The sequence below is a fragment of the Luteibacter sp. 9133 genome, assembly GCF_000800155.1.
In the GTDB taxonomy this organism is placed as follows: Bacteria; Pseudomonadota; Gammaproteobacteria; order Xanthomonadales; family Rhodanobacteraceae; genus Luteibacter; species Luteibacter mycovicinus.
Genome location: NZ_JUHO01000001.1, coordinates 3,320,515 through 3,346,340, shown reverse-complemented (window position 1 = coordinate 3,346,340; position 25,826 = coordinate 3,320,515). Strand labels below are relative to the sequence as shown.

The following is a 25,826-nucleotide window of genomic DNA, read 5'->3' as shown; positions in this document are numbered from 1 at the left end:
TTTCCAGCCCGAAACATTGTTTCCCGCCGGAAGCGAAGTGGAAAAACGGTATACGTAAACGCGCCGCACTCTCGGCGTCAGTCCCCCGCCGAGAGAGCCTCATGACCGCTATTCGTCGTCCCAACCTGTCCGCTTCACCTGCCGCAAGGCGTCACGGAGACCGCCGTTCGACGCACTGGAAGGCGGGTATGGCCGTAACCGCGGCACTTGCCCTCTCGGCCTGCTCGCACGGTGTGAAGAAGGCCGGCGCGGACGCCACGGCGCAGCCCGGCCACGATGAGCCGATCAACCGCAAGGTTTTCGCCTTCAACAAGGTGGTCGACCATGCGGTGATCCGCCCCGTGGCTCGCGGCTACTCGCACCTGCCGCGCCCGGTTCGCAACGGCGTGCGCAACTTCGCCCAGAACATGCGCGAGCCGCTGGTTTTCGCCAACGACCTGCTTCAGGCCAACCTGCTTCGTTCGCTGAATACGGCGGGACGCTTCGTCGTGAACAGCACGGTGGGCGTGGTCGGTCTTTTCGACGTGGCCAACCATTGGGGCATGCCGCACCATGACGCGGATCTGGGCCAGACCTTCGGGGTATGGGGCATGGGTCCGGGACACACCGTGGAGCTGCCGATCTTCGGTTCCTCCAACGTCCGCGATTCGGTCGGTCGCATCCTGACGATGTCGTTCGACCGCCTGGGCGACAACTCGGACACCGTCCAGACGCTGGATACGATCAGGACAGTGGGCGGCATCGTGGATGGACGGGCTCGTGCGCTGCCACTGACCGACCGGCTGGAGCAGTCGCCGGACTACTACGCGGCGTTACGGGACAGTGCGGCCGCACGCCGCGTGGCCCTGGTCGCCGATGGGCGTGAAGGGGCGGTGCGCGAGGCTGTCTCGCCAGACGAGGGGCGAGCCGCCACGGGATTGCCGGTCAACCCCTGAGGGCCTGACGATGTCCGTCCGACTGCTTAGCGATACGGCCAGGGTGCTCGCTGAGGCCCGTCACGTCGAGCCCGACCGGGCCCGGCGGCGGGCCTGGTTCGTGGAGGATCCGATCGCCGAACTCGGCTATCGGACCGCGGAGGATGTGGTGGAGGCGGGGGAGACGTCGAGGCTGATTGCCATGATCCGGGCGATCCGGGCGCATGAGAGGGGCTTTTAAGCCACGCCTCGTTGCATCGAAGGCCGGAAAACAGTACCATTTTGGTCCGGTATTGACTGTGCCCCTTCCCCCATGCTCCGTGTCAGCCGATTGACCGACTACGCGACGGTGGTGATGACTTGCATCGCCGCCCATCCTGCCGACGTTCTGAGCACCGCTCAGATCGCGGAGGAGGCGCGCCTGGAGTTGCCCACGGTGTCCAAGCTGCTCAAGCTGCTGGGACACGCCGGGCTGGTGGAATCGTTTCGCGGCGTCAACGGCGGCTACCGTCTGGCGCGGCCGGCCGAGGCGATCAGCCTGGCCGACATCGTCGAAGCGATGGAAGGGCCGATCGGGATGACGGAGTGCAGCGTGGCCCAGGGCCAGTGCGAACGTCAGTCCCAGTGCGGCGTCAGCGACAGCTGGCGCTCCGTTTCCGGGGCGATCGGTGGCGTGCTGCGCGCCCTGACCCTGGCCCAGATGCTGGCCGACCGCTCCATGGCGTCGGCGAAGAACGCGACCACCGTCGCGCAGGCGAACGCATGAACGAGAGTGAGAACATGACACGCGACGTGGCAGACCCCGTGCGCGACAACGCCGAAGTCGTGGAGGCGCTCAACCGCCGCTACGAAGCCGGTTTCGTCACCGATATCGAATCCGACAGCCTCCCGCCGGGCCTGAGCGAGGACATCGTCCGTCAGCTCTCCGCGATCAAGGGCGAACCGGAGTGGATGACCGAGTGGCGGCTGTCCGCTTACCGGCACTGGCTGACCATGCCCGAGCCGGAATGGGCCAAGCTCGACATCGCGCCGATCGACTACCAGTCGGTCAGCTACTACTCGGCGCCCAAGGCGGGCCCCAGGTCGCTGGACGAAGTCGATCCGAAGTTGCTCGAGACCTACGAGAAGCTCGGCGTCCCGTTGCATGAGCGGGCGAAGCTCGCCGGCGTAGCCGTGGATGCGGTGTTCGATTCCGTATCGGTCGGCACCACCTTCCGCAAGGAGCTGGCCGAAGCCGGCGTGATCTTCTGCTCGATGTCCGAGGCCATCCGCGAGCACGGCGACCTGGTGCGCCAGTACCTGGGCAGCGTGGTGCCGACGGCCGACAACTATTTCGCGGCGCTCAATTCCGCGGTGTTCTCCGACGGCAGTTTCGTCTTCATTCCCAAGGGCGTGCGTTGCCCCATGGAGCTGTCGACGTACTTCCGCATCAACGCGATCAACACCGGGCAGTTCGAGCGCACGCTGATCGTGGTCGAGGACGACGCCTATGTCTCGTACCTCGAAGGCTGTACCGCGCCCATGCGCGACGAGAACCAGCTGCACGCGGCGGTGGTCGAACTGGTCGCGCTCGAGCGCGCACAGATCAAGTACTCCACCGTGCAGAACTGGTATCCCGGCGACGAGAACGGCGTGGGCGGTATCTACAACTTCGTGACCAAGCGCGGCGACTGCCGCGGCGCGGATTCCAAGATCTCCTGGACCCAGGTGGAGACCGGCTCGGCGATCACCTGGAAGTACCCGAGCTGCGTGCTGCGCGGCGACCGTTCGGTGGGCGAGTTCTACTCGGTGGCGCTCACGCACCATCGCCAGCAGGCCGATACCGGTACCAAGATGATTCACATCGGCAAAGGTACCAAGTCGAAGATCGTCGCCAAGGGCATCAGTGCGGGCCGCAGCTCCAACAGCTACCGCGGCCTCGTAAAGATCGAGAAAGGTGCCGACGGCGCGCGCAATTACACGCAGTGCGATTCCCTGCTGATCGGCAAGCAGTGCGGCGCGCACACTTTTCCGTACATGGAAGTGAAGAATCCCTCGGCCATCGTCGAGCACGAGGCCACCACCTCGAAGATTTCGGACGACCAGCTGTTCTACTGCCTGTCGCGCGGCATCGGTGAAGAAGATGCCGTGTCGATGATCGTCGACGGCTTCTGCAAGCAGGTCTTCCGCGAACTGCCGATGGAATTCGCCGTGGAAGCCAAGAAGCTGCTCGAGGTTTCCCTCGAAGGCGCGGTGGGCTGACGATGGGCATCGCCGGTTCCGCTCCGGGCCTGACCGATCTGCGCGCGCTGCTCGCCGCGCTGGATCCGGATATCGACCCGATTCCCAAGCGCTTCCTTCACGTCTCGCACGAGAAGGCGCGCGAGCGCATGGCCGACGCCCTGATGATGTTCCGCGAAGCCGAAGGCACCACGCTGATCGTCGATGTCGACGAGGACAGCGCGGGCAACGAACGCATGCTCTGGGCCCGGATCACGCTGCGCGTGCAGTCCAGCCTCACCGCGGTCGGCATGATGGCCGCCGTATCCGCCGCGCTGGCAAAGCGCGGCATTCCCTGCAACCCGGTTTCCGCGTTCCTGCACGATCATATCTTCGTGCCCTGGGAACGCCGCGACGATGCGCTCGATGCGCTCTCGCACCTCACGCCCTGATGGACAGCCACGCCATGCACATGCTCAAGATCGACAACCTCCATGCCCGCGTCGAAGGCAAGGAGATCCTCAAAGGCCTTTCGCTCGAGGTGAAGCCCGGCGAAGTGCACGCCATCATGGGTCCGAACGGTGCGGGCAAATCCACGCTCGGCAACGTGCTGGCCGGCCGCGAAGGTTACGAAGTGACCGCAGGCTCGGTGCTGTTCAACGGTGTCGACCTGCTGGCACTCGAGCCGGAAGAGCGCGCCGCGACCGGTGTGTTCCTGGCGTTCCAGTATCCCGTCGAGATCCCGGGTGTGAACAACACTTACTTCCTGCGTGCCGCGCTCAATGCGCAGCGGAAGTTCCGGGGTGAGGATGAGCTGGATTCGATGCGCTTCCTCAAGCTGGTACGCGAGAAGCTGAAAGTGATGCAGATCTCCGACGAACTGCTCCACCGCGCCGTCAACGAAGGCTTCTCCGGTGGCGAGAAGAAGCGCAACGAGATCTTCCAGATGGCCGTGCTCGAGCCGAAGCTGGCGATTCTCGATGAAACGGATTCGGGTCTCGACATCGACGCGCTCAAGCAGGTCGCCGAAGGCGTCAATGCGCTGCGTTCGCCGGATCGCTCCTTCCTCGTCGTGACGCACTACCAGCGCCTGCTCGACTACATCGAGCCGGACTTCGTGCACGTGCTGGCCGGTGGCCGCATCGTCGAGAGTGGCGACAAGAACCTCGCGCTGAAGCTGGAAGAGCAGGGCTACGCCTGGCTCGCCGACACGCATCCGGAATTGCGCAAGGTCGACCTGACCGGAGCGCCGGCATGACCCAGGCGCCGTCCCCGTTCGTGCGGGCGGCGCTGGATGCCGCCAGCGCGCTGCCTGAGAGCGGCATCGCTTGGCTCGATGCCGCGCGCCGCGACAACCTGCAGGCGTTCGCCGAAGCCGGTATGCCGGAAGGGCGCAACGAGGCCTGGAAGTACACTCCGCTGCGTGCGCTTTCGCAGCGTGCGTTCGCCGTCGCCGACGCGGCGGTGGCGCGCGACGTAGCCATCGATGCGGCGTCGTTTGCGCTGCCGGGTGTCGACAGTGCGCGCATCGTCTTCGTCGACGGCGTCTTCCGTGCCGACCTGTCCGCTCTGGACCGCGTTGACGGTGTATCGCTCGCGCCGCTGGCGGCCGCCCTGGCGGAGCAGCCGGAACCGCTTCGCTTCGCGCTGGCCAGCCGTTACCGCCGTGGTGCCGCCGACGCATTCGCGCATCTGAATGCCGCATTCGCCACCGATGGCGTGGTGCTGCGGATCGCCGATGGCATCGACGTGGCGAAACCGCTGCATATCGTCCATGTCTGCAGTGGCGGTCAGCCCGACACGGCCTGGCACGTTCGCGTGCTGGTGGAGGCAGGGAAGGGTTCCCGGGCCGACATCGTCGAGCAGTTCGTCTCGGCGGGTGAAGCCAATCAGCTCGGTACCGTCGTCGCCGACTACGTCGTTCGTGAGAGTGCCCGGCTCGGCGTGGTGCTGCTGCAGGCGGCGTCGACGGCGACCACGCTCGTACGTCGCGGTCACGTCCGTCTTGACGCGAACGCGAGCGCAACCGTCCATGCGCTGGAAGTGGGTGGTGCTCTGGTGCGTCATGAACTCACGGCCGAACTGGCGGGCGACCACGCACGCTTCGATTCGCGCGGTGTGTTCGCACTCGACGGTCGCCAGCATATCGATACTCAGCTGGAAGTCCGTCATAACGCACGCGATACGGCGTCGGACGCCTTGTGGCGCGGTATAGCCAACGGTCGCTCGCGCGGCGTATTCCGCGGTGCCATCGTCGTCGCCGAAGGCGCCGACGGCAGCGATGCCTCGCTCAGCAACAAGAACCTTCTGCTCTCTGGCTCGGCCGAGATCGACACCAAGCCGGAGCTCGAGATCTACGCCGACGAGGTCAAGGCCGCGCATGGCGCGACCATCGGCCAGCTCGACGAGCGCTCGCTTTTCTATCTCCGTTCGCGCGGTATCCCGCTCGCCCAGGCGCGCAGCCTGCTGACGCTGGCTTTCTGCCGCGCGGCACTGGAATCGCTGCCGAACGAGGCCCTGCGCGAACACCTCGGCGACCTGCTGGTGGCGCATCTGCCGACCGGTCCGTCCGCCGGCTAACGAAGTACGGAGCCAGCCATGAACGCCAAGCCCGAGTCAGCCATTCTGCCGCTCGACGTCGAGCGCATCCGCGCCGACTTCCCGCTGCTGTCGCGCACCGTCCACGGCAAGCCGCTGATCTATTTCGACAACGCCAACACCGGGCAGAAGCCGGTGTCGGTGATCGAGGCGGTCGATCGTCACTACCGCGAGCACAACGCCAATGTGTCGCGCTCCGTGCACGCGCTGGGCGAGGAAGCCACGGCGTCTTACGAGGCGGCACGCGACGCACTCGCACGTTTCATCAACGCGCCGTCGCGCGACGAAGTCATCCTGACCTCGGGCACCACGCAGGCGATCAACCTGGTGGCGTACAGCTACGCCATGCCGCGCATGAAGCCGGGCGACGCCATCGTCACCACGGTGATGGAGCATCACGCCAACATCGTGCCGTGGCAGCTGGTCGCCGAGCGCACCGGGGCGACGGTGAAGGCCGCGCCGATCGATGCCAGCGGCGAGCTCATCCTCGAGAAGTTTTTCGACCTGCTCACCCCCGAGGTGAAGCTGGCCTGCGTCACCCATGTGTCCAACGTGCTGGGCACGGTCAATCCGATCCGCGAGATCGCCCGTGAATGTCGTAAGCGCGGCATCCCGCTGCTGGTCGACGGCTCGCAGGCGGCACCGCATCGTCCGATCGACGTGCAGGCGCTGGGCTGCGATTTCTACGCGGTTACCGGCCACAAGATGCTGGCGCCCACCGGCACCGGCGCGCTGTGGGCGAAGCGCGAGCACCTGATGGCGATGCCGCCGTTTTTCGGCGGTGGCGAGATGATCCGCGAGGTGCGTTTCGAAGGCACCGTGTTCGCCGATCCGCCGCACCGCTTCGAAGCGGGTACGCCGAATATCGCGGGTTTTGCGGGCGTTACGGCAGCTATCGAGTACATCGAAAACATCGGCTTCGACCGTCTGAAGGCCTATGAGCAGGACTTGCTGGCCTATGCCGTCGACGCACTGGAAACCGTGCCAGGCGTGCGGATCTTCGGCAATGCGAAGGAAAAGGAGCCGGTCATCTCGTTCCTGATCGAAGGGGCGCATGCCAACGACATGGCCACGTTGCTCGATCTGCAGGGTGTCGCCGTGCGCTCAGGTCACCACTGCGCTCACCCGCTGATGCACTTCTTCGGCGTGCCGGCCACGTTGCGCGCGTCGCTGGCTTTCTACAACACGAAGGCGGAAGTGGATGGGTTTATCGAGGCGATCGCCAGGGTCCGCAAGCTCCTGATGTAGGAGCGCGCCCCGCGCGCGATTACAATCCCGCGATGATCTCCCATACCTTCCGCACCGCCACCCCCGCCGACGCGGCCCTGATCGCCTCGCTGGTCGAGTCCGCCTATCGCGGCGAAGCCAGCCGCGCGGGGTGGACCACCGAAGCCGATTTCCTTCACGGCCGCCGTACGGACGTGACCGAGATCGAGGCGCTGCTCACCGGTTCCAACGGCCGCTTCGTGCTGTTCGAGCGCGCTGAGCAGGTGCTTGCCTCCTGCTACATCGAGCGCCAGGGCCCGGTCTGCTATTTCGGCATGTTCTCGGTGCACCCGCCGGCGCAGGGCACCGGCATCGGCCGTCTGGTCATCGAAGAAGTCGAGCGTTTCGCCCGCGACGAATGGGCCAGTGAGCGGATCGAAATGACCGTGATCGACATCCGTGCCGAGCTCATCGCCTGGTACGAGCGACGTGGCTACGTGCGTACCGGCAAGACCAGGCCCTTCCCCTATGGCGACGAGCGCTTCGGCGTCCCGCAGCGCGACGACCTCCGTTTCGAATACCTGGTGAAGGAGCTTCGCGCATGAACGGCTGGGTACGCGTCGGCTCCCGCTCCGAGCTTTTGCCGGGTGAACACAAGGTCGTCTGGGACGGCGATACGGCCATTGCCGTATACAACATCGACGGCCAGCTCTATGCCATCGAGGACGTATGTACGCACGACGGCGGGGAGCTCGCCGGCGGCCCCGTCATCGGCTTCGAGGTCGAATGCATTCGCCATGGAGCCCGTTTCGACGTGCGCACCGGCGAGGTGACCTGCCCGCCGGCGTACGAGCCGGTCACCGTCTTTCCGGTCACGGAAGCCGACGCAGCCATCTGGACCCGCGACGACCGCTGAGCGAGACGCGTAAGGGCAAACCAAAAAGACTATGGCGTGCAACGCTTTCCGGCCCTAAGCTTCCGCCCTGCGTCACCGATCATCCGGGGGGTCCATGTCACTCAACGAACGTCGGCGTGCCGCGATCGCGTTCGCGCTCCTGTTCGTTCTGTACCAGGGCGCTGAAGGCATCGGCGCGCGCCTGCTCGGCAGCTTACCGGTCCAGGCCGCCTTCACGGTGGGCGTGGTGCTGGCGGCGTGGCCGCTCGGCCGCTGGCTGGGGTTCCGCGGATATGACGCGTATGCGCTGGAATGGCGCCGTACCGCCCCGGTGCTCCTGGTCGGTGGACTGGCGTTGGCGCTGCTCACCAAGTACCTCGCTGTCTGTGTCGGCATGGCGCTGAACGTCTATGCGGCCAGGGCACCGCAGGCACCTGCCGTAGCCGCCGTTTCGTTCCTGTCGTCGATTCCCTGGGCGCTCGTGGCGACGTTCGTGCCGGCGCTGGCAGGCGACATCCTCACCCGCGGGTTTCTGTTCCGTGCGCTGCGTATGGCGTGGGCGCCGTGGGTTTTCGTCCTTGCATCCACGCTGCTGCAGACGCTCAATCACCTGTACACACTCGATCAGGGTCCGGTCGAATGGCTGCGGCTGATCTGTTTCGGTCTGGCCTATGCGATGGCCGTGGCCCGCACGGGCTCGCTCTGGCTCGCGGTCGGCGTGCACTGGGGCTGGAATCTCGCCTATGTGCTGGTGGGCGACATCCTGCCGTACGAGACGTTGGCACCGGGCTGGTCGGCACTCCTGTCCGCAGGCGCGCACCTGGTCATGTTCGGTGTGTTGTTCGCCATCCCGACACAGATCGAGCGGGAAGATTTCAACGCGGATCCGGCATGAGCCTGAAGGCTCAGAAGTGATACACGAAGGCCAGTGTTTCGGTGACCTGACGAGGCGATCCGTACGACTTCACCAGCGGACTCGCCGCCGCATCGCCAAATAGCCGTCCATACGATATCGCCAGTGCGAAACCCGTCTGTTTCGACGTAGGAATGAAGGCGTCGTACTCCAGGTTGGCCGACTGCCCGCCGGCCCCGGGACGCCACGATCGCGTGCCGATGCCGGCCGCTTCGGAGGGCGTGACACCGAAGAATCGTCGCATCGCCGGCCCGTTCATGCCTTCGACCTGCAGTTCGACCGAGTGCTGGATGTACCAGACATCCGGTAGCTGGTAGTCGGCATACAGCGCGACATAAGCGCCGGCACCATCGGTGTCGTGCGCGACATGCCCGCCGACGCTGAAGTGTTTGTCGAACGCGTATTCGAGGTATCCGCCGCCCTGGAATCGCGGGGAGAGCGAGGCGACCTTACCGCCGAGCGGACCGAGATCGTCATGCGTACGTCCCCATAGCCAGTTCCCGTAGATCCCGCCATGCCAGTGCTCGCCGGCCAGCAGATCGATGGTCAGGCCATCGGCGGTCGAAAGCTCGCCCTTGCCGGGCAAATCGATGTCGATGTACGGAATCGGCTGGTTGCGTCGGTCTTTTGAGCCCATCCACGCGGGCATGCGCTGAACGCCTGCGCCGAAGGCGTAGGTCGGGCCGTCGTCGTCCTGCGCATGCGCGGAAGCGGCCGCCAGCAACGTGACGAGGAGGGTGAGACAGGTTCGACGCATGGGGGGATGCCGTTCCGCGGTGGACGTGCGCAGGATATCGGCCGACACCTTACGGCATGCTTTGCGCCCGGGAAAGGGCTTCGAAAGGATGTGCGATTAGCCTGCGCTGCAACCTGATCACCGGCCCATCCACGTGTCGAGCCCTTCCTCCTGGAACATCCTCTGCGACTTCGACGGAACGATTGCCGTCGAGGACGTGATCGACTCCCTACTGGACCGGTACGGCCGTCCGGGTTGGGAGATTCTCGAACGCGACTGGCGCGCCGGCGTCATCGGATCCGCCGTGTGCATGGCGGGGCAGGTCGCCCTGCTCGACATGAGCCGTGACGAGCTCGCTCGTCATCTGAACGGTCTTCACATCGACCATGGCTTCGCATCCTTCGTGAGGGCCACCATCGAGTACGGCGTTCCGATGGAAATCGTCAGCGACGGCCTGGACCATGCGATCTACGCGATCCTGGCCAATCACGGCATCGATACGCTGCCGACCGTCGCCAACCATCTGCTGCAGAGCGGTCCGCGCGACTGGAGCCTCACCTCGCCGTTCAGCGTATCCGGTTGCCGTGCGGGTACCTGCAAGTGCGCACGCGTCGAAGCGGCGAATACCCGTGGCGGCAAGACCCTGCTCATCGGCGACGGCGCGTCCGACTTCTGCGCCGCCGATCGCGTCGACTTCGTCTTTGCCAAGAACCGCCTGATCGAACACTGCCGCGCCGCCGGTATCCCGTATGCGCCCATCGCCAGTTTCGACGAGGCGCGCGAACTGCTTCCCGAACTGCTTGCCGGCCGTCTGCCGGCACAGACCGTCATTCCCCTTCACGCGACGAGCTCCCAGGAACTGCCTGCATGAACATCCTTTCCAAGAACCCGCAGCTCGTCATCGACGACGCGACCCTGCTGGCCGACGAAGCGAAGTACTGCTCGTTCGGCGACACCGTGCACTACGTGGATCCGCCGAAGATCTTCCGTCACGCGGAAGGCAGCTACATCTACGACAGCGAGAACATTCCGTTCCTCGATCTGCAGATGTGGTATTCGGCCGTCAACTTCGGCTACGGCAACAAGCGCCTGAACGACACACTGAAGGCGCAGATCGACCTGCTGCCGCAGGTGGCCAGCCAGTACCTCCATCAGGGCAAGATCGAGCTCGCCAAGACCATCGCCGTCGACGCCAGGCAGAAATTCGGCCTCGACGGTCGTTGCCACTTCAACGTGGGTGGCGCGCAGGCGGTCGAAGACTCGCTGAAGCTCGTGCGTAACGCGCGCGGCGGCAAGAGCCTGATGTTCGCCTTCGAAGGCGGTTACCACGGTCGCACGCTCGGCGCTTCGTCGATCACCTCCAGCTACCGGTACCGTCGTCGCTTCGGTCACTTCGGCGAGCGCGCGCAGTTCATCCCGTTCCCGTACCCGTTCCGTCGCCCGAAGGGCATGACGCCGGAAGAATATTCCGATGCGTGCGTGCGTCAGTTCGAGCGCCTGTTCGAAACCGAATACAACGGCGTGTGGGATCCGAAGGTGGGCGAGGCCGAATACGCCGCGTTCTACGTCGAGCCGATCCAGGGCACCGGCGGTTACGTCATCCCGCCGAAGAACTTCTTCATCGATCTCAAGAAGGTGCTCGACAAGTACGGCATCCTGATGGTCGTCGACGAAATCCAGATGGGTTTCTGGCGCACGGGCAAGCTGTGGTCGATCGAGCATTTCGGCGTCAACCCCGACGTGCTGGTCTTCGGCAAGGCGCTGACCAACGGCCTCAATCCGCTGTCCGGCATCTGGGCGCGCGAAGAACTGATCAACCCCGAGATCTTCCCGCCGGGTTCGACGCACTCGACGTTCAACTCCAACCCGCTCGGTACCGCGCTGGGTCTGGAAGTGATCAAGATGGGCTATGAGCTCGACTACGGTACCCGCGTCGCCGAGAAGGGCAAGCACTTCCTGGACGGCCTGCGCGACCTGCAGAAGCGTCACAAGGAGATCGGCGACGTCGACGGCCTCGGCCTCGCCCTGCGCGCCGAGATCTGTACGGACGACGGTTTCACGCCGAACAAGGCGCTGCTCGACCGCATGGTCGACATCGGTCTGGCCGGCGGTCTCACTCACGAAGGCAAGAAGATCGGTCTCGTGCTCGATGTCGGTGGCTGGTACAAGAACGTAATCACGTTCGCCCCGTCGCTCGACATCAGCCACGAAGAAATCGACCTCGCTATCGCGTTGCTCGACCAGTGCCTCACGCTGGCCAAGCGCGGCTGATACCCGGCAGCCACGCGATGGCGTTCGTGAACCAGCTCGAGCCGGATGCCTTGCTCGGGCATTTTGAACGCCATCCACCGCACGGGTTCACCCCGACCCGTGCGGTGGATGGTTCGCCACTTTTCGTGGCTCCGTTCGACCTGCTGACCACCGCCGACGACGAGCTTCGCCGGCGTGTGGCCAGTTTTCCGTTTCAGTCGCTGCTGAAGCGTCTGTTGACGCCGCGTACCTGCTTTGCGGGGACGACGGTCTCCGAATATTCGCTGTTCGATGCATGCAACGACCCTGCCGCGGTGGCCGCCTCGTGGGCGCGCTCGTTCGGTGCCAGCCATCCGCTGCTGATCGTGAAGGATCTCGCGGTGGATTCGCCGCTGACCAGCGTGCGCGATCGTGCCTGGACCGCGCGTTTCGTCGATGCCGCGCGCGATCGCGGTTACATCATCGTCGAAGGGCAGGCACTCGCCTATGTGCCGATCGACTTCGGCTCGGTCGACGAATACCTCGGCCGGCTCTCCGCGTCGCGGCGAAAGAATCTCCGTCGCAAGCTTCGTTCGCGCGACAAGCTCGACATCGCGGTGATCCCCACCGGCGATGCCTTCGCTTCAGACGAGGTGGTCGACGGGTACTATGCGCTGTTCGAAAACGTGCATGCGCAGAGCGAAGTCCACTTCGACAAGCTGTCACGCGATTTCTTCGCCGCCGTGCTGCGCGATCCGGGCGGACAGGTGTTCACCTACCGCGTCGACGGCCGTCTCATCGGCTGGAACCTCTGCTACGAACACGATGGCAAGTTGCTCGACAAGTACGTAGGCTTCGCGTACCCCCAGGCGCGCGAGTTCGATCTGTACTTCGTCAGCTGGTTCGTCAATCTCGAATTCGCCCTGGCGCGCGGCCTCCGGTTCTATGTCGCCGGCTGGACGGATCCCGCGGTCAAGGCGTCGTTGGGTGCGCGTTTCCACCTGACCCGGCATGCCGTGTACATCCGTCATCCGCTGCTGCGCGCCGTGCTTCGGCGTTTCGCCCATCGTTTCGAATCCGACAGCGTATGGGAGGCCTCCGATGCGGACGCCCATCGTACTTGACCTCGATGGGTCGGTCGGCGCATTGCCGGGTCGCCTCGTGCTTCCGCTGAGGGAGTGGGAAGAGCCGATCCGCTTTGGCTGTTCGGTATCCAGCCTTCGTCGCTTCTCGGCCGACCTGGTGGAAACCCTCCCGCGTGAGCACGGCACGGTCTTCATGGGCAGCGGCGATTTCCATCATCTGACCTGGCCGCTGGTCGAGCGCGTCCCCGGTAAGGAAAGTTTTCAGGTCGTCGTGCTCGACAACCATCCGGACAACATGCGTTTTGCGTTCGGTGTCCACTGCGGATCCTGGGTACGCCGCGTCGCGATGATGCGGCGGGTCAGCCATGTCCATGTGATCGGGATCACGTCGGGCGATATCGGACGCGGACATGCCTGGGAGAACTACCTCGGGCCGCTGCGCGCGGGCAAGCTGACGTACTGGTCGACGGGCGTGGACACGAGCTGGGCGCTGAAGCTCGGGCTCGGTGCGCGTTTTCGTTCATTCCTGACCAGCGAAGGCATGGTCGACGCGTTCGTAAAAATGCAGGCGAGCAGCAGCGAGCCTGTGTATCTGTCGATCGACAAGGATGCGTATGCGCCCGATGTCGCCATGACGAACTGGGACCAGGGCACGCTCAGTGAAGCGGGCGGCGAGGCCATCATCCGGGTGGTGCGCGGGCGCGTCATAGCCAGCGACGTGACCGGCGAGATCTCGCGCTATAGGTACCGGAGCTGGTGGAAGCGCAAGCTCAGCGCCATGGATGGTCAGGATGAAATCGACGCCGGAAGGCTGGCGGTGTGGCAGGCGCAGCAGCATGCGTTGAATCTGAGGATCCTTGCAGCGATGTGTCCCTCGTTCTCACCGGCATGATCGCTTGCAAAGGATTTCCTCGATTCCGATACGCGTTTTCGTAAGCAGGGTGCGAGCGACCTTGGTGCATTCGTCGGCGGTAGTTTCCTCAATGGGATCGCCCGAGTAGTCACTCAGATTTCGTTTCTTGCGGAATGCATCGAGAAGAACGATGAGGCTGCTGTCAGTGTCAAGCGTCTTCCCGAGAGACTGAATGGCCGTTTGGTGATGTCCCGGCTGGCTATGGGCAGTTCGATACCCGTTTGCCGCAAGCGCTGCGATCGCACACTGCATGATTGCCTTGTAGGCGACATCGAAGCGTGTGTCCGCGCAGATCTGAGGGTTCACGGCATCGACAAGATTGCGCTCAGCCGCGATTAAAAGTCGGTTTATGGCATCCCTGTCAGAGTGAGCAGGGACGAGTCTCCCTATGGCCACCAGGTTGTCCAAGGTCATCGTCGCTACCTGTTATGAAGATCTTCGGTTGGGCGATGACGTCCTGAATGAATGCATCGCGTAACGAGAGCTTCCGCATGTACTCGTCACGGCTGTAGAGGCAGGGATTGATTTCGCGCTGGAGGCTTGCCTGATAGGGATGAAGGGCAACGACGAGTTCGGAGAACGCGAGCTGGCCGATGACAAACAGATCGACGTCGCTGGTCAAGGTCGCGGTGCCTTTGGCCATAGACCCATACACGAATGCCGTGTCGACTCGTTCCTCAAGTGGCAGCAATGCCTCGCGCAATACACCACACAGTCCGGATGTTTTGCGAAAAATCGAAGCGAGTTCGTTGAAAATCGGAGACGCCCGGTTCGCTTGATAGCGCACCTGGTTTCCGACGAGCGTCCTTGTGATCAGACCGGCCGATGCAAGGCTGGCGAGCTCCCTGTGCAGGGAGCCCGCGTGCGCCCCTGTCCGGCGCGCGAGGTCTCGCACGTGGACGTCGCAATCGGGATTTAGCAGGAGCCAACCGAGCGCTTTCTGGCGCTGGCCGTCGAACAGGGCATTGAGTGCGGCATTCATGTAGCCAATGTTGCTACGAATGTAGCGGGATTGGCTACATCTTGGCAGTCATTCGATCCGACGAGGCGCCAGCACGTATCGAGCGCGCCGAATGCGAATGAGTTGGATAGTGCTTTGCGGAACGGGGCGGGCGACGACGGTGGCGACGTCCAGTGCGACTTTGAGAAAGTTGATTTTCCGGCACAGGTGATTACCAACGGCCGATCATGTGCTGCACGAGCAGGCTGGTGAGCGCCACGGCGGCCCAGACGCCGAGTCCGAGAAGGATCGGGCGGGGGCCGGTGGATGCCATGCGACGCAGGTCGGCCGACAGGCCGATGGCGGTGAGGGCGACCACGATCAGGCATTCCGCGATGAAGTGGATCACCGGCAGGGCGACCTCGGGAACGAGACCCGCGGTGCGGATACCCGAGGCGACCAGAAACCAGAGAATGAACCAGGGAAAGATCTTCGCGAGACTGAAGTCGCTGGCGCCCGAGCGTTTCTGACGCCACGCCACGATGAGGGCGATGCCGAGACTGATGGGAATGATCAGGGTAGCGCGCGTTAGCTTGACGATGGTGGCGTAGTCACCAGCCGCATGACTGAAGCTGTAGCCGGCGGCGACGACGGACGAGGTGTCGTTGATCGCGGTGCCTGCCCAGAGGCCGAAGCCCAGATCCGTCAGGCCCAGCAGATGGCCCAGAAGGGGGAAGAGCAGCACGGCGACCAGATTGAACAGGAAGATCGTCGAGATGGCGAAGGCGGTGTCGTGTTCGTCCGGCCTGATGATCGGCACCACGGCGGCAATGGCGGAGCCGCCGCAGATCGCGGTGCCGATGCCGATCAGTACCTGAAGCTTGTCATGGACATGCAGCATGCGACCGAGCAGCCACGCCGAGAGGCCTGCCACGGCGACGGTGGCCAACGTCACCGAGAGCGATTCCAGGCCGGTATGGGCGACCTGGGTCAGGCTCAGGCCGAAGCCCAGCGCAATGATCGACCACTGCAGTACCTGCTTCGAGGCGAAGCGGATGCCCGGCTGGAAGCGCGCCGCCGGCGGCGCAAAATGGCGGACCAGGATGCCGAGCACGATGCCGAAGACGGCGCCGCCGATGAGCGGTACGGCGCGACCGAGCGCGAAGGCCACGGCCGCCACCGCGAGGGCGAGCAGGAAACCGGGAAGACGTGAGGGAGCGATGGGCGAAGCGACGACGGAGGACATGGCGGGGTTCCTGGCAACGTCCCTATTGTCCTGATCGACCACGTATAAGCATATTGAAAATCCCTTATCGGGTGTATAAGTCGAACTTATGCATGCCATCAGCCCTCGTCAGCTAGAGATTTTCGTCGCCATCGCCACCACCGGAAGTGTCCGCGCGGCGAGCGAACGACTGTTCCTCAGTCAACCGGCCGCGAGCATGGCCCTCGCCGAACTGGAGCGGCAGCTCGGTGCCGAACTGTTTGCTCGCGAGCGGGGGCGGTTGCGGATCAACGACCGGGGGCGCGAGCTGCTGCCGCTGGCGCAGGAACTGATCGAGCGGCATGCCGAGTTCGGTCGCAGGGCCGCCGGTGAACCGGCCGAGCTTGCCGGGGAAATTCGTGTCGGCGCCAGCAATACCGTCGGCAATTACCTGGTGGGCGATCTGCTGGGGACGTTCGCGTCCGCGCATCCGGGCGTTTCCTTGCGCCTGGGTGTCGCCAATACGGCGCGGATCGCCCAGGGCGTGCTCGACCATGACTTCGATATTGGTTGCGTCGAGGGGCCGGTGACGCACCCGTCGATCGAATCGCGCCCGTGGCGCGACGACCGGCTGGTGGTCTGCGCACGGCCGGATCACGTACTGGCCGGAAAGAAGCGATTGCGCCGCGAGGATTTCGCCGGCGAACGCTGGGTGCTGCGCGAGCGAGGCTCGGCGACGCGGGCGCTGAGCGAGCGGGCGTTGGCCGAGTTGCCCGAAGGAAGAACCGTGCTGGAACTCGATCAGTCCGAGTCGATCAAGCAGGCGGTGATCGCCGGGCTGGGTATCGCGTGTCTCCCGGAGGTGGCGATCGGGGACGCGAGGGCGACGGGGCGGCTGGTGGTTCTGCCAACCCCTTTCCTGGATCTCAGGCGGGTGTTGTCGGTGTTGTCGCACCGGCAGCGGTATCGCGGGGCGGTGCTGGAAGCGTTTCTGGCCGGGCTGGGCCGATAAAAGCATCGCCGGCGAGGTTTGCTCCCGCCAGGAGAGCGGGAGCCAGCCTGCCGGCGATACGGTCAGGCCAGAACGCAGCGGTTCTTGCCGCTGCGCTTCGCCTCATACATCGCCCCATCGGCAATCGCCACGATCTCGTCGTACGCCATGCCGTGATGGAACATCGTCACACCGATGCTGGCGCCAACGCGGGCGGGTACGCGAATATCCCCGATCGTCAGCGTATAGGGTTCAGCCACGGCATCGCACAGTGCCTGGCAGCGCGTCAGCGCACCCGCGGCGTCCGCCGTATCGTGCAGCAGCACGGCGAACTCGTCGCCGCCCAGGCGGGCCACCGTATCCGTACCACGCGTGCGGGCGTCGATGCGCAGCGCGATCGCCTTGAGCAGCTCGTCGCCGGCGGCGTGTCCGCTGGCGTCATTGACGCCCTTGAATCCATCGATGTCGATATAGGCCAGCGCGAAGGTCGCGCCGCCCCCGTTACCGAGCGTGATGGCGCCTTCGAGGCGTTCGCGGAACAACAACCGGTTCGGCAGCCCGGTAAGCGCATCATGCGTCGCCTGATGGCGAACCAGCTGCTCCATCCGCGTGCGTTCGGCCACCTCGTTGGTCAGCTGCTCGTTTCGCGTCGACAGTTCGTCGAGCGCGCTCTGTAGCAAAGCGCGGGCGCGATAAAGCTCGAGGAAGATCTTGACCTTCGACTGCAGGATGACGTCGTTGATCGGCTTGGCGATGTAATCGACCGCGCCGGCCGTATAGCCCTTGATGCGGTTGACGTCATCGGCGTAGGCGGCGGTCACGAAGATAATCGGCGTCTCGTTCAGGTGGTCGTTTTCCGAGATGAATTCCGCCACCTCGAAGCCGTCCATCTCGGGCATGTTGACGTCGAGCAGCACCAGTGCGAACTGGTGATCGAGACACAGCGCAAGCGCCTCGTTGCCACTGGATGCTTCGAAAATGTCCGCGTCGGCACGGGCCAGCAAGCGGCGCATGGCGACGAGGTTGGCGGGCGTGTCGTCGACGACGAGGATCTTGGGTCGGATCGGATTCATGTCAGGCATAGTTCGTTGAGTCGCGCGGCGATGGCGTCGAGGGGCAGGCAGGCGTCCGCTCCCGCGCGTTCGAGGCCAGTCAACGGCATCACCTTCGCTTCGGCGGTCTGGGGATCCTGGATCACGGCATAGCCGCCGGCGTGGCGTACGGCGACGAGGCCGTTGGCGCCGTCCGAGTTGGCGCCGGTCATCAGCACGGCGACGAGGGCATCGTGCCAGGCATCCGCGGCGGTTTCGAAAAGTACGTCGATCGATGGCCGTGCATAGGCGACCTTGGCGTCGATGCTCAGGGAGAAGTGCAGGTTCGGTTCGATCAGCAGGTGGTAGCCGGCGGGAGCGACGTGGATCACGCCCGGATCGACGGGTGCGCGCTCCTGGGCTTCGACGACCGGCAGCGGGCTGACGCGCGCCAGCAATTCGACCAGAAGCGATACGTCGGCCGAGCCGGTATGGCAGCAGATGACGACAGGCACGGCGAGCCGTCTGTCCAGTCCGGGGAGGACACGTTGCAGCGCCGACAGGCCACCGGCGCTGCAACCCATCACGATCGCCTGATGCGTGCTCATCGCGTCAGCGGCCTCGCACCGGAACCGCCCACCTGGTAAACGCGCAGCGCGTTGTCGACGTCCGAAAAGCCCGCCGCCGCGGGCGAGAAATCGATGTTCTCCCGGGTGCCGAGGCAGAGAAAACCGCCGCGCACGAGACTGTCGCGGAACAAGCCCAGCGTGCGGTCCTGCAAGGTGTTGGTGAAGTAGATCAGGACGTTGCGACAAAGGATCAGATGCGCCTCGCAGAACACCTCGTCCGTCACCAGGTTGTGATTGAAGAAGGTGACGTTGCGGCGCAGGCGGGTGTCCAGCTTGATGAAGTCGTAGCGCGCGCTGTAGTAGTCGCTGAGCGAGCGCTGCCCGCCGCCTTCGAGATAGTTACGGGACCAGTCCCGCGCTTCGCGGGTCGCGTAGATGCCTTCGCCCGCGATCGCCAGCGCCGCGTCGTTGAAATCCGTGGCGTAGATGCGCGAGCGCTCGTAGAGTCCGGCTTCCTCGAGCAGGATGGCCAGCGAATAGACCTCCTGTCCATGCGCGCAGCCGGCCTGCCAGATGTTGATCTCCGGATAGGAGGCCAGTACCGGAAAGACCTTGTCGCGCAGGACGCGAAAGACCGCGGGGTCCCGGAACATTTCCGACACCGGTACCGACAGACCTTCGATGATCCTGGCGACGAAGCCCGGCTCGTGCAGCAAGCGCCGGGTAAGCTCGCTGACGCTGCCCGCATCGTGCGTGCGCACGAGCTGCTGCACCCGCCGCTTGAGCGAGGCGGGCGCGTATTCACTGAAATCGTGCCCGTGGCGCAGCTGCATCGCGCGCACGAACAACTGGATTTCGATGTCTTCGATATCCATATCAGCCGCGCTGCGGCAGCCACACGCGAATCAGCGAGAGCAGGCGGTCCACGTCGATCGGCTTGGACAGGTAATCGTTGGCACCCGCCTCCAGGCACTTTTCACGATCGCCGCGCATGGCCTTCGCGGTCAACGCGATGATCGGCACCTTCGCGACCGCCGGCTTCGCGCGGATCGCGCGCATGGTCTCGTAGCCGTCCATCACCGGCATCATGATGTCCATCAGCACGAGTTCGATGTCCGCGTCCTTGTCCAGGGTGTCGAGTGCTTTCTGGCCATCCTGTGCCATCACGACGTCGACGCCCTTCGCCCGGAGCACCTTGGACAGGGCGAACAGATTGCGCATGTCGTCGTCCACCAGCAGCAGGCGACGGCCGCGGAGGTCCGCCTCGTCCATGCCGCCGGCAGGAGTGATCGCTTCGTCGCGCGCGCCGCCGCCATGACGGATCGAGTGCAGGAACAGGCTCACCTCGTCGAGCAGGCGGTCGGGCGAGCGGGCGCCCTTGACCACGATGCTGTCGGTGTACTGGCGGATCTTCATGCTTTCCTCGCGACTGAGGTCGCGACCCGAATAGACCACCACCGGCGGCGTATGACCACCGCGCGCGAGCCGCTCGAGCAACTCGATGCCCGACATGCCGGGCAGGCCGAGATCGAGCACGATGCAGTCGTACGGCGTATCGCCGGTCATGGCGAGTGCTTCCTCGCCGGAGGAAGCTTCGTCGATGACGACCGAGTCGTCCTTCAGCAGCGTGCGCACGGCGGCGCGCGCGCTGGCATCGTCGTCCACGACCAGCAGGTGGCGCGTGCGTCCTTCCGCGAAATGCAGCAGGCGCTCGAAAGCGTCCGAGATGGATTCGCGGCTGACCGGCTTGGTCAGGAAGCCCACCGCACCCAGCTCGAGGCCGCGGGTGGAATCGTCCGTGGCCGAGATGAAGTGCACGGGGATGTGCCGCGTGGCGGCATCGCCCTTGAGGCGCTCGATCACCGTCCAGCCGTCCATGCCCGGCAGCATCACGTCGAGCAGGATGCCGGTGGGGCGGTAACGATTGGCCAGGGCCAGGCCGGTCTCGCCATCCGCGGCCGCCAGCACACGGTGGCCCTTGCGATGAATCATGTCCGCCAGAATGCGCGCGAAGGCCGGGTCGTCCTCGACGACGAGAATGATCGTATCGCCCGGATTGAGCGAGCCGCGGTCGTCATCGATGCTGTCCACGAGCAGGCCGGGCGACAGCGGGAGCGTCGCTTCGGCAGCCGCCTGCTGGAGCGGGATCGGCTCCGCGATCGAATCGCTCTCGGGCGCCGTCTCCGGCAGGAAAATGGTGAAGGTACTGCCCTTGCCGGGTTCGCTGACGAGGGTGATGTCGCCGCCCAGGAGCATCGCGATGCGCCGGGAGATGGCGAGGCCCAGGCCGGTGCCGCCGTACTGGCGGCTGGTGCTGGCGTCGACCTGCTCGAAAGCGTGGAACACACGCTGGAACTTGTCGGCCGGGATGCCGATGCCCGAGTCGATGACGGCGATCGCGATGGTGTGGGCCGGATCGAGACCGTCCGGCAGCGCCGCCCCGGCGGCGGGCCGAGAGATGCGCAGGGCCACGGTGCCGCTGGAGGTGAACTTGAACGCGTTGCTGAGCAGGTTGTTGGCGACCTGTTCGAGCTTGGCGCCATCGGTGCGGATGGACACGGGAAGCCCGGGGGCGACGGTCACCTCGAAGCCGAGCTTCTTCTCCTGCGCGACATGGTTGAACGTCCGGCTCAGGGTGCGTGAGAGATCGGCCAGCGGGAACGTATCGACCATCAGTTCCATCTTGCCGGCCTCGACCTTGGACAGGTCGAGGATGTCGTTGATCAGCCGGAGCAGATTGGAGCCCGCGTCGTGGATGATCCGGGCCGACTCGACCTGCTCGCCGGTGAGGTTTTCTTCGTCGTTGTCGGCAAGACTGCGCGAGAGGATCAGCAGGCTGTTCAGCGGCGTACGCAGCTCGTGCGACATGTTCGCCAGGAACTCGGACTTGTACTGGCTGGCGCGCGCGAGCTCTTCGGCCTTTTCCTGGGTTTCGTTCTGCAGGGCCTGCAGCGAGTCCTTCTGCTGGTTGAGGGTGAGGCTCTTCTCGCGGAGTTCCTCGTTCGACGCATGCAGTTCTTCCGTCTGCACGCGCAGTTCTTCCTCGGAGGCGACCAGCCGCTGCGACTGCTCCTGCAGCTCGTTCGTCCGGTTCTTGAGTTCTTCGTTGGTCGAACGCAGGTCCTCCTGCTGCGAGCGCAGCGCTTCTTCCGAGGCGCGCAGTTCGTCGGCCTGGCTCTGCGTCTGCTCGAGGAGCGTGCTCGTGCGCAGCGCTCGCGAGAGATTTTCCAGCGACAGGGCGACGATCGGCATCAGTTCGTCGAGCAGGCGTTCCTGGACCGACGACAGGTGATCGAAGCTGGCGATCTCGAGGACGCCGAGCAACGTGTCGCGTGAGAGCACGGGCACCAGGATCACGCTGCGCGGCGACGCTTCGCCGGTGCCCGAGTGGATGCGCGTGTAATCGTCCGGCACGTCCTGCAGCACGATGGGCCGGCGCTCGATGGCGGCCTGGCCGACAAGGCCCTCGCCAAGAGCATAGGACGTGGTGACGTGGCGTCGCTGGCGGAAGCCGTAGCTGCCCAGCATCTCCAGCGTCGAGGTTTCTTCCCGCAACACGTAGAACACCCCGACGCCCGCCTTGAGGGTGGGAACCAGCTCGGAGAGCAGCGTGTCGGCGAACTCGCGGTAGGTCGTCGCGCCCTGCAGGCGGTTCGATACCGCGGTGACGGTCGACTTCAGCCAGTTCTGTCCCGCCGTTTCGATCGCCATCTCCTTGAACACCTGCAGCGCGCGGGCGATCTCGCCGATCTCGTCGCGGCGGCTCAGCTGCCGAACCTCGATGGTGTGGTCATGACCGGCCAGTCGCGTCATCAGCTCGGTCATCCGCACGATGGGCCGGGTGATCAGCTGGGAGGTCATGAGGATCACGGCGATGCCGAACACAAGGCACACCACCAGCGAGATGACATCGATGTACTGGGTTGCCGCGAGTACGTGGTCCAGGGCCCTGGTCCGCTCCTCCAGCAAAACCCGCTCGCTGGCCGACATCTCGTCGATCAGCTTGCGAATGTCGGTCATCAGCACCGTGCGATGGTCGAGGTAGTCGTGACGAACGCGGTCCCGGGCGAACGACGCCTCGGGGGTGGCCGCGTTGCCGATGGCGCGCATCGGCTCCAGTCCGGCTTTGGTGACTTCGGTCTTCCACCGGTCGAGCATTTCCTGGGCACGGTCCAGGCGCGCCTGCTGCAGCGGGTTGTCGACCGTCAGCTGGCGGATCTGGGCGATGTCCTGGGTTATCTTGCGGTCGGCCCGGTCGAAGTCGGCCCACTCGGTTTCCGCCTGGTTGAGCAGGTAACCACGCGCCGCCACCTGCCGGGCCTGCGCGTCGTCGCTCGTATTGGCCAGGGTCAGCAGGACGACGTAGGTATGCGTCGACCAGGCCCGCGTGTCGTTCTCCCGGTAGAGCGACACCAGGTTGGCGACACAGGCCGCCACGAAAAGGGCGAGAAGGGCGCCGATGGCGAAGACGATCTTGCGCTGGAGGGGCTGGTCGGCCAGCCAGTTGCGCTTCTTTTCGTGAGAGGACATGCGAAGACCGGTAGTGGGACAAGGGTGCCGCGTCTGGCCCGTTCAGGTACTACACCCAAACCGGGCCGGGCTTCCATGGCGTCATACTGATTATCGGCGATACGTCACACGACTGGAGCCTGCGGGACGCGACGCCACGGCGGCGGGACCAGTGTGCCGCGGCGGATCGCCACGGCAAGACATACGGCCGTCGCCATCGAGCAGATGCAAAGGGCCGCGACGGAGGCCTCGGCGCCGAACGCGCCGCCGGTGAGCCATTCGGGCCCCTGCATATGTGAGGCCAGCAGGCCGTGCTGTTCGAAGCCCGACACCGGAATGCCGTAGAACGGCCCCTGGGCCATGTTCCACGCGGCGTGGACGCCCATGCAGAGCCAGAGGGAGCGGGTCACGTTGTAGAGCAGCCCGAACAGGAGCCCGGCTTCCAGCGCAATGGCGATGGCGCTCCAGGCGGTGGCGCCGGGGTTCCAGATGTGCACGCCGCCGAAGAAGGCCGCGGAGATGATCAGCGAAGCCCAGGTCCCCAGGCCTTCTTCGACGATGCGGAAGAGCACGCCGCGGCTGATGATTTCCTCTCCCACGCCGGCACCGACTCCCGTGACCAGGATGGGACCGAGCCAGGCCACGTCGTGGTTCACGCCGTCGACGACGAAGACGCCCAGGGCGTAGAGGGTTCCCACGACCAGCGAAAACAACGCGGCGCCGCCGATCAGGCCGAGGGCCAGATGCGGGACAGCCTTGCGTGGCGCGAGCTCGTCGATCCGCCGTCGCTCGATCGTCCGCACCAGCAGCCAGTAGGCGATCACGATGGGCAGCAGCCGGAAGGCCTCGATCAGGGGTGTGACCTGATCGAATGGCAGGCTGCCCCGGGGCAGACCGATGCCGTTGTAGATGCGGCCGGCGATGAAGCCCAGTGCACTGAGCGTCACGGCGAAAACCAGAATGCGACCGACCGGTGAGCGCAGGAGGCGCACAGGCAGCGAGGGACGGGTAACGACAGTGGGCGGCGCGGACATGAACAGTATCCTGATGGGCTTGCGGGCAGAGTCTACGCAGGCATGATGGTGCTCCGATACAAGATCGTCCCGTGCCACTTCGGCTATCTTCCCACGAGGGCATACGGCCCAAACCCCTGGAATCCGCTGCATGGCCATACCGTCAGAAAACGATCCGTCGAGCCCGATGAACCGTCGTGAGCAGACCTTCCCCCACCTTAGCGAAGAGATGGCGGCGCGGCTGGTGAGGTACGGAGTGGAAGAGACGGTCCCGGCCGGTACGCTGCTGTTCGAGCGTGGGCAGCGGCGCGTGGATTATTTCTTCGTGCTGGAGGGCAGTATCGAGGTCTACGACTTCCACGAGAACGGCGCGCCCAACATCTTCGTCGTCCACGGTCCGAACCAGTTCACCGGTGAGGTCGACCTCTTCAGCGAGCGCCAGGTGATGGTCAATGGCCGGACGGCCGTCGATACGCGTCTTGTCCGGCTCAATCCCCTGCAGTTCCGTAAGCTGGTGTCCGGTGAGCCGGATATCGGCGAAATCATCATGCGTGCCTTCATCCTGCGCCGCGTGGGTCTCATTCAGAGCGGGCAGGGCGGCGTGATCCTGGCAGGCTCCGCCCACGCGGCGGACACGGTGCGCCTGCGCAGCTTCCTGATTCGCAATGGCTACCCGTACCGCTTGCTGGACACGGATATCGATGAAGACGCGCGCCACCTGATCGACGGGTTCGGCCTCGATCCGGAGGAGTGTCCGGTCGTCATCCTGCCCGATCGAACGGTACTCAAGTGCCCGACGACTTCCCAGCTGGCCGACGAACTGGGCATCTCCATCCTGCTCGATACCGATCACGTGCACGACGTCGCGGTCATCGGCGCCGGGCCCGCGGGACTCGCCGCGGCCGTGTACGCCGCGTCGGAGGGACTGGACACGCTGGTGCTGGAATCGCTGGCGCCGGGTGGTCAGGCCGGCACCAGCTCGAAGATCGAAAACTACCTCGGCTTTCCCACCGGTATTTCGGGGCAGGCCCTGGCCGGCCGCGCCCAGGTACAGGCCATGAAGTTCGGTGCGCACATGGCCATCGCGCGTGAAGTGCAGGGCCTGGACTGCTCGGCGCACCCGTTCCGTCTCAAGCTCGACAACGGCACCGTCGTCACGGCGAAGTCCGTGGTCATCGCGACGGGTGCGCGCTATCGCAAGCTCGATCACGTCGACTACGAGCGCTTCGAGGGCCAGGGCATCCATTACGCGGCGACGGCGATGGAAGCGACGCTCTGTGCCGGCGAGGAAGTGGTGATCGTCGGCGGCGGCAACAGCGCGGGTCAGGCGGCGGTTTTCCTCGCGCGCACCGTGGCGCACGTACATATCCTCGTGCGTGGCAGCGGGCTCGCCGCGACCATGTCGGATTACCTGGTGCAGCGTATCGACCAGTCGCCGCGCATTACGCTGCATACGCACTGCAAGGTGGATCACCTCGACGGCGATGCCTATCTGCGTGAGGTGGGCTGGATCTGCAACGACGGCACACAGACGCGCAAGAAGATCGGTGCGCTCTTCGTGATGATCGGCGCGGAGCCGAATACGGCCTGGCTGGACGGCTGCCTGGATCTGGATCGAAAGGGTTTCGTGCTTACCGGCCGCGATGCCGATGGTTACGCGACGCCTTCGCCGTTCGCAACGACCCTGCGCGGCGTGTTCGCGGTGGGCGATGTGCGGTCGGGATCGATCAAGCGTGTGGCTTCCGGGGTGGGGGAGGGGTCGGTCGTGGTGCAGGCGATTCACCGGTATCTGCATCCGTCGCCGGTCTGAGGCCGGATGAACGCACGCCTCCTTTTCGCGCCATAAAAAAAAGTCCGGCCAGGCCGGACTTTTTCATTGAG

26 protein-coding genes are annotated in these 25,826 nt (G+C 64.9%); 17 read left to right on the top strand and 9 right to left on the bottom strand.

Features of this window, described 5'->3' with window-relative positions; all coding sequences use genetic code 11:
- Positions 1-101 precede the first annotated feature (101 nt).
- The 11 genes from FA87_RS14595 to FA87_RS14545 all read left to right on the top strand — a co-directional run bounded on the left by FA87_RS14595 (position 102) and on the right by FA87_RS14545 (position 8,707).
- Positions 102-935: a VacJ family lipoprotein gene (locus FA87_RS14595; protein WP_197062421.1), complete on the top strand. Its 834-nt coding sequence runs from the start codon at positions 102-104 to the stop codon at positions 933-935.
- 10 nt (positions 936-945) lie between these two features.
- Positions 946-1,155: a hypothetical protein gene (locus FA87_RS14590; RefSeq protein WP_036110902.1), complete on the top strand. Its 210-nt coding sequence runs from the start codon at positions 946-948 to the stop codon at positions 1,153-1,155.
- 72 nt (positions 1,156-1,227) lie between these two features.
- The gene (locus FA87_RS14585) at positions 1,228-1,680 is read left to right on the top strand and encodes an SUF system Fe-S cluster assembly regulator (RefSeq protein WP_052191368.1); all 453 of its coding nucleotides are present in this window, start codon (positions 1,228-1,230) and stop codon (positions 1,678-1,680) included.
- A 14-nt stretch (positions 1,681-1,694) separates the two neighbouring features.
- Positions 1,695-3,155, top strand: a complete 1,461-nt coding sequence (gene sufB / locus FA87_RS14580) for a Fe-S cluster assembly protein SufB (RefSeq protein WP_043698221.1) — start codon at positions 1,695-1,697, stop codon at positions 3,153-3,155.
- A gap of 2 nt (positions 3,156-3,157) precedes the next feature.
- The gene (locus FA87_RS14575; RefSeq protein ID WP_036110905.1) at positions 3,158-3,565 is read left to right on the top strand and encodes an ACT domain-containing protein; all 408 of its coding nucleotides are present in this window, start codon (positions 3,158-3,160) and stop codon (positions 3,563-3,565) included.
- 20 nt (positions 3,566-3,585) lie between these two features.
- Complete coding sequence (gene sufC, locus FA87_RS14570) at positions 3,586-4,371, top strand: Fe-S cluster assembly ATPase SufC (RefSeq protein WP_043698219.1); 786 nt, start codon at positions 3,586-3,588, stop codon at positions 4,369-4,371.
- Positions 4,368-5,693 (top strand): Fe-S cluster assembly protein SufD, encoded by a 1,326-nt coding sequence (gene sufD / locus FA87_RS14565; protein ID WP_043695500.1) that lies wholly within the window; start codon positions 4,368-4,370, stop codon positions 5,691-5,693. The genes sufC and sufD overlap by 4 nt, the downstream gene beginning before the upstream one ends.
- Before the next feature lie 18 nt (positions 5,694-5,711).
- On the top strand, positions 5,712-6,959 hold the full coding sequence (locus FA87_RS14560; protein ID WP_043695497.1) for a cysteine desulfurase: 1,248 nt from the start codon (positions 5,712-5,714) through the stop codon (positions 6,957-6,959).
- Between the two features lie 32 nt (positions 6,960-6,991).
- Positions 6,992-7,522 (top strand): GNAT family N-acetyltransferase, encoded by a 531-nt coding sequence (locus FA87_RS14555; protein ID WP_036110910.1) that lies wholly within the window; start codon positions 6,992-6,994, stop codon positions 7,520-7,522.
- Complete coding sequence (locus FA87_RS14550; protein ID WP_043695494.1) at positions 7,519-7,833, top strand: non-heme iron oxygenase ferredoxin subunit; 315 nt, start codon at positions 7,519-7,521, stop codon at positions 7,831-7,833. Before FA87_RS14555 ends, FA87_RS14550 begins: the two co-directional genes overlap by 4 nt.
- Positions 7,834-7,927: 94 nt before the next feature.
- Positions 7,928-8,707, top strand: a complete 780-nt coding sequence (locus FA87_RS14545) for a CPBP family intramembrane glutamic endopeptidase (protein WP_043695491.1) — start codon at positions 7,928-7,930, stop codon at positions 8,705-8,707.
- Positions 8,708-8,717: 10 nt separating this feature from the next.
- Here FA87_RS14545 and FA87_RS14540 read toward each other — a convergent pair whose 3' ends face one another.
- On the bottom strand, positions 8,718-9,482 hold the full coding sequence (locus tag FA87_RS14540) for a MipA/OmpV family protein (RefSeq protein WP_036110915.1): 765 nt from the start codon (positions 9,480-9,482) through the stop codon (positions 8,718-8,720).
- A gap of 133 nt (positions 9,483-9,615) precedes the next feature.
- Between FA87_RS14540 and FA87_RS14535 the strand changes: the two genes are divergently transcribed.
- From FA87_RS14535 to FA87_RS14520, 4 genes are read left to right on the top strand one after another with little or no spacing between them, the layout of a single operon-like run.
- The gene (locus FA87_RS14535; protein WP_043695489.1) at positions 9,616-10,332 is read left to right on the top strand and encodes an MtnX-like HAD-IB family phosphatase; all 717 of its coding nucleotides are present in this window, start codon (positions 9,616-9,618) and stop codon (positions 10,330-10,332) included.
- Positions 10,329-11,732 carry an aminotransferase class III-fold pyridoxal phosphate-dependent enzyme gene (locus tag FA87_RS14530; RefSeq protein WP_043695487.1) on the top strand — a complete coding sequence of 468 codons (1,404 nt, stop codon included), beginning with the start codon at positions 10,329-10,331 and terminating at the stop codon, positions 11,730-11,732. Before FA87_RS14535 ends, FA87_RS14530 begins: the two co-directional genes overlap by 4 nt.
- Before the next feature lie 17 nt (positions 11,733-11,749).
- Entirely contained in the window at positions 11,750-12,814 is a 1,065-nt protein-coding gene (locus FA87_RS14525; protein WP_043695486.1) for a GNAT family N-acetyltransferase, read from the top strand.
- On the top strand, positions 12,792-13,667 hold the full coding sequence (locus tag FA87_RS14520; RefSeq protein WP_043695483.1) for a hypothetical protein: 876 nt from the start codon (positions 12,792-12,794) through the stop codon (positions 13,665-13,667). Before FA87_RS14525 ends, FA87_RS14520 begins: the two co-directional genes overlap by 23 nt.
- On the opposite strand, the gene FA87_RS14515 is transcribed toward FA87_RS14520, so the two are convergent.
- From FA87_RS14515 to FA87_RS14505, 3 genes are all read right to left on the bottom strand, one after another.
- Positions 13,656-14,102, bottom strand: coding sequence for a hypothetical protein (locus tag FA87_RS14515; RefSeq protein ID WP_043695480.1), 447 nt, complete (start codon positions 14,100-14,102; stop codon positions 13,656-13,658). The genes FA87_RS14520 and FA87_RS14515 overlap by 12 nt on opposite strands.
- Positions 14,050-14,670 (bottom strand): nucleotidyltransferase domain-containing protein, encoded by a 621-nt coding sequence (locus FA87_RS14510; RefSeq protein ID WP_043695477.1) that lies wholly within the window; start codon positions 14,668-14,670, stop codon positions 14,050-14,052. The genes FA87_RS14515 and FA87_RS14510 overlap by 53 nt, the downstream gene beginning before the upstream one ends.
- A 190-nt stretch (positions 14,671-14,860) precedes the next feature.
- Positions 14,861-15,874 carry a putative sulfate exporter family transporter gene (locus tag FA87_RS14505; RefSeq protein WP_043695474.1) on the bottom strand — a complete coding sequence of 338 codons (1,014 nt, stop codon included), beginning with the start codon at positions 15,872-15,874 and terminating at the stop codon, positions 14,861-14,863.
- A gap of 88 nt (positions 15,875-15,962) precedes the next feature.
- Between FA87_RS14505 and FA87_RS14500 the strand changes: the two genes are divergently transcribed.
- A complete protein-coding gene (locus FA87_RS14500; protein WP_043695471.1) occupies positions 15,963-16,844 on the top strand; it encodes a LysR substrate-binding domain-containing protein in 882 nt (293 codons plus the stop codon).
- 62 nt (positions 16,845-16,906) lie between these two features.
- Here the strand turns inward: FA87_RS14500 and FA87_RS14495 are convergent, their stop codons facing one another.
- The 5 genes from FA87_RS14495 to FA87_RS14475 all read right to left on the bottom strand — a co-directional run bounded on the left by FA87_RS14495 (position 16,907) and on the right by FA87_RS14475 (position 23,966).
- Positions 16,907-17,896, bottom strand: a complete 990-nt coding sequence (locus FA87_RS14495) for a diguanylate cyclase (protein WP_176167894.1) — start codon at positions 17,894-17,896, stop codon at positions 16,907-16,909.
- Positions 17,893-18,462 carry a chemotaxis protein CheB gene (locus FA87_RS14490; protein ID WP_036110928.1) on the bottom strand — a complete coding sequence of 190 codons (570 nt, stop codon included), beginning with the start codon at positions 18,460-18,462 and terminating at the stop codon, positions 17,893-17,895. The genes FA87_RS14495 and FA87_RS14490 overlap by 4 nt, the downstream gene beginning before the upstream one ends.
- Entirely contained in the window at positions 18,459-19,298 is an 840-nt protein-coding gene (locus FA87_RS14485; protein WP_043695468.1) for a CheR family methyltransferase, read from the bottom strand. Before FA87_RS14485 ends, FA87_RS14490 begins: the two co-directional genes overlap by 4 nt.
- 1 nt (position 19,299) lies before the next feature.
- Positions 19,300-22,953 carry a response regulator gene (locus FA87_RS14480; protein ID WP_043695465.1) on the bottom strand — a complete coding sequence of 1,218 codons (3,654 nt, stop codon included), beginning with the start codon at positions 22,951-22,953 and terminating at the stop codon, positions 19,300-19,302.
- Between the two features lie 104 nt (positions 22,954-23,057).
- On the bottom strand, positions 23,058-23,966 hold the full coding sequence (locus tag FA87_RS14475) for a type II CAAX endopeptidase family protein (RefSeq protein ID WP_036110934.1): 909 nt from the start codon (positions 23,964-23,966) through the stop codon (positions 23,058-23,060).
- Positions 23,967-24,096: 130 nt separating this feature from the next.
- Between FA87_RS14475 and FA87_RS14470 the strand changes: the two genes are divergently transcribed.
- Complete coding sequence (locus FA87_RS14470; RefSeq protein ID WP_043695462.1) at positions 24,097-25,755, top strand: FAD-dependent oxidoreductase; 1,659 nt, start codon at positions 24,097-24,099, stop codon at positions 25,753-25,755.
- Positions 25,756-25,826 lie beyond the last annotated feature (71 nt).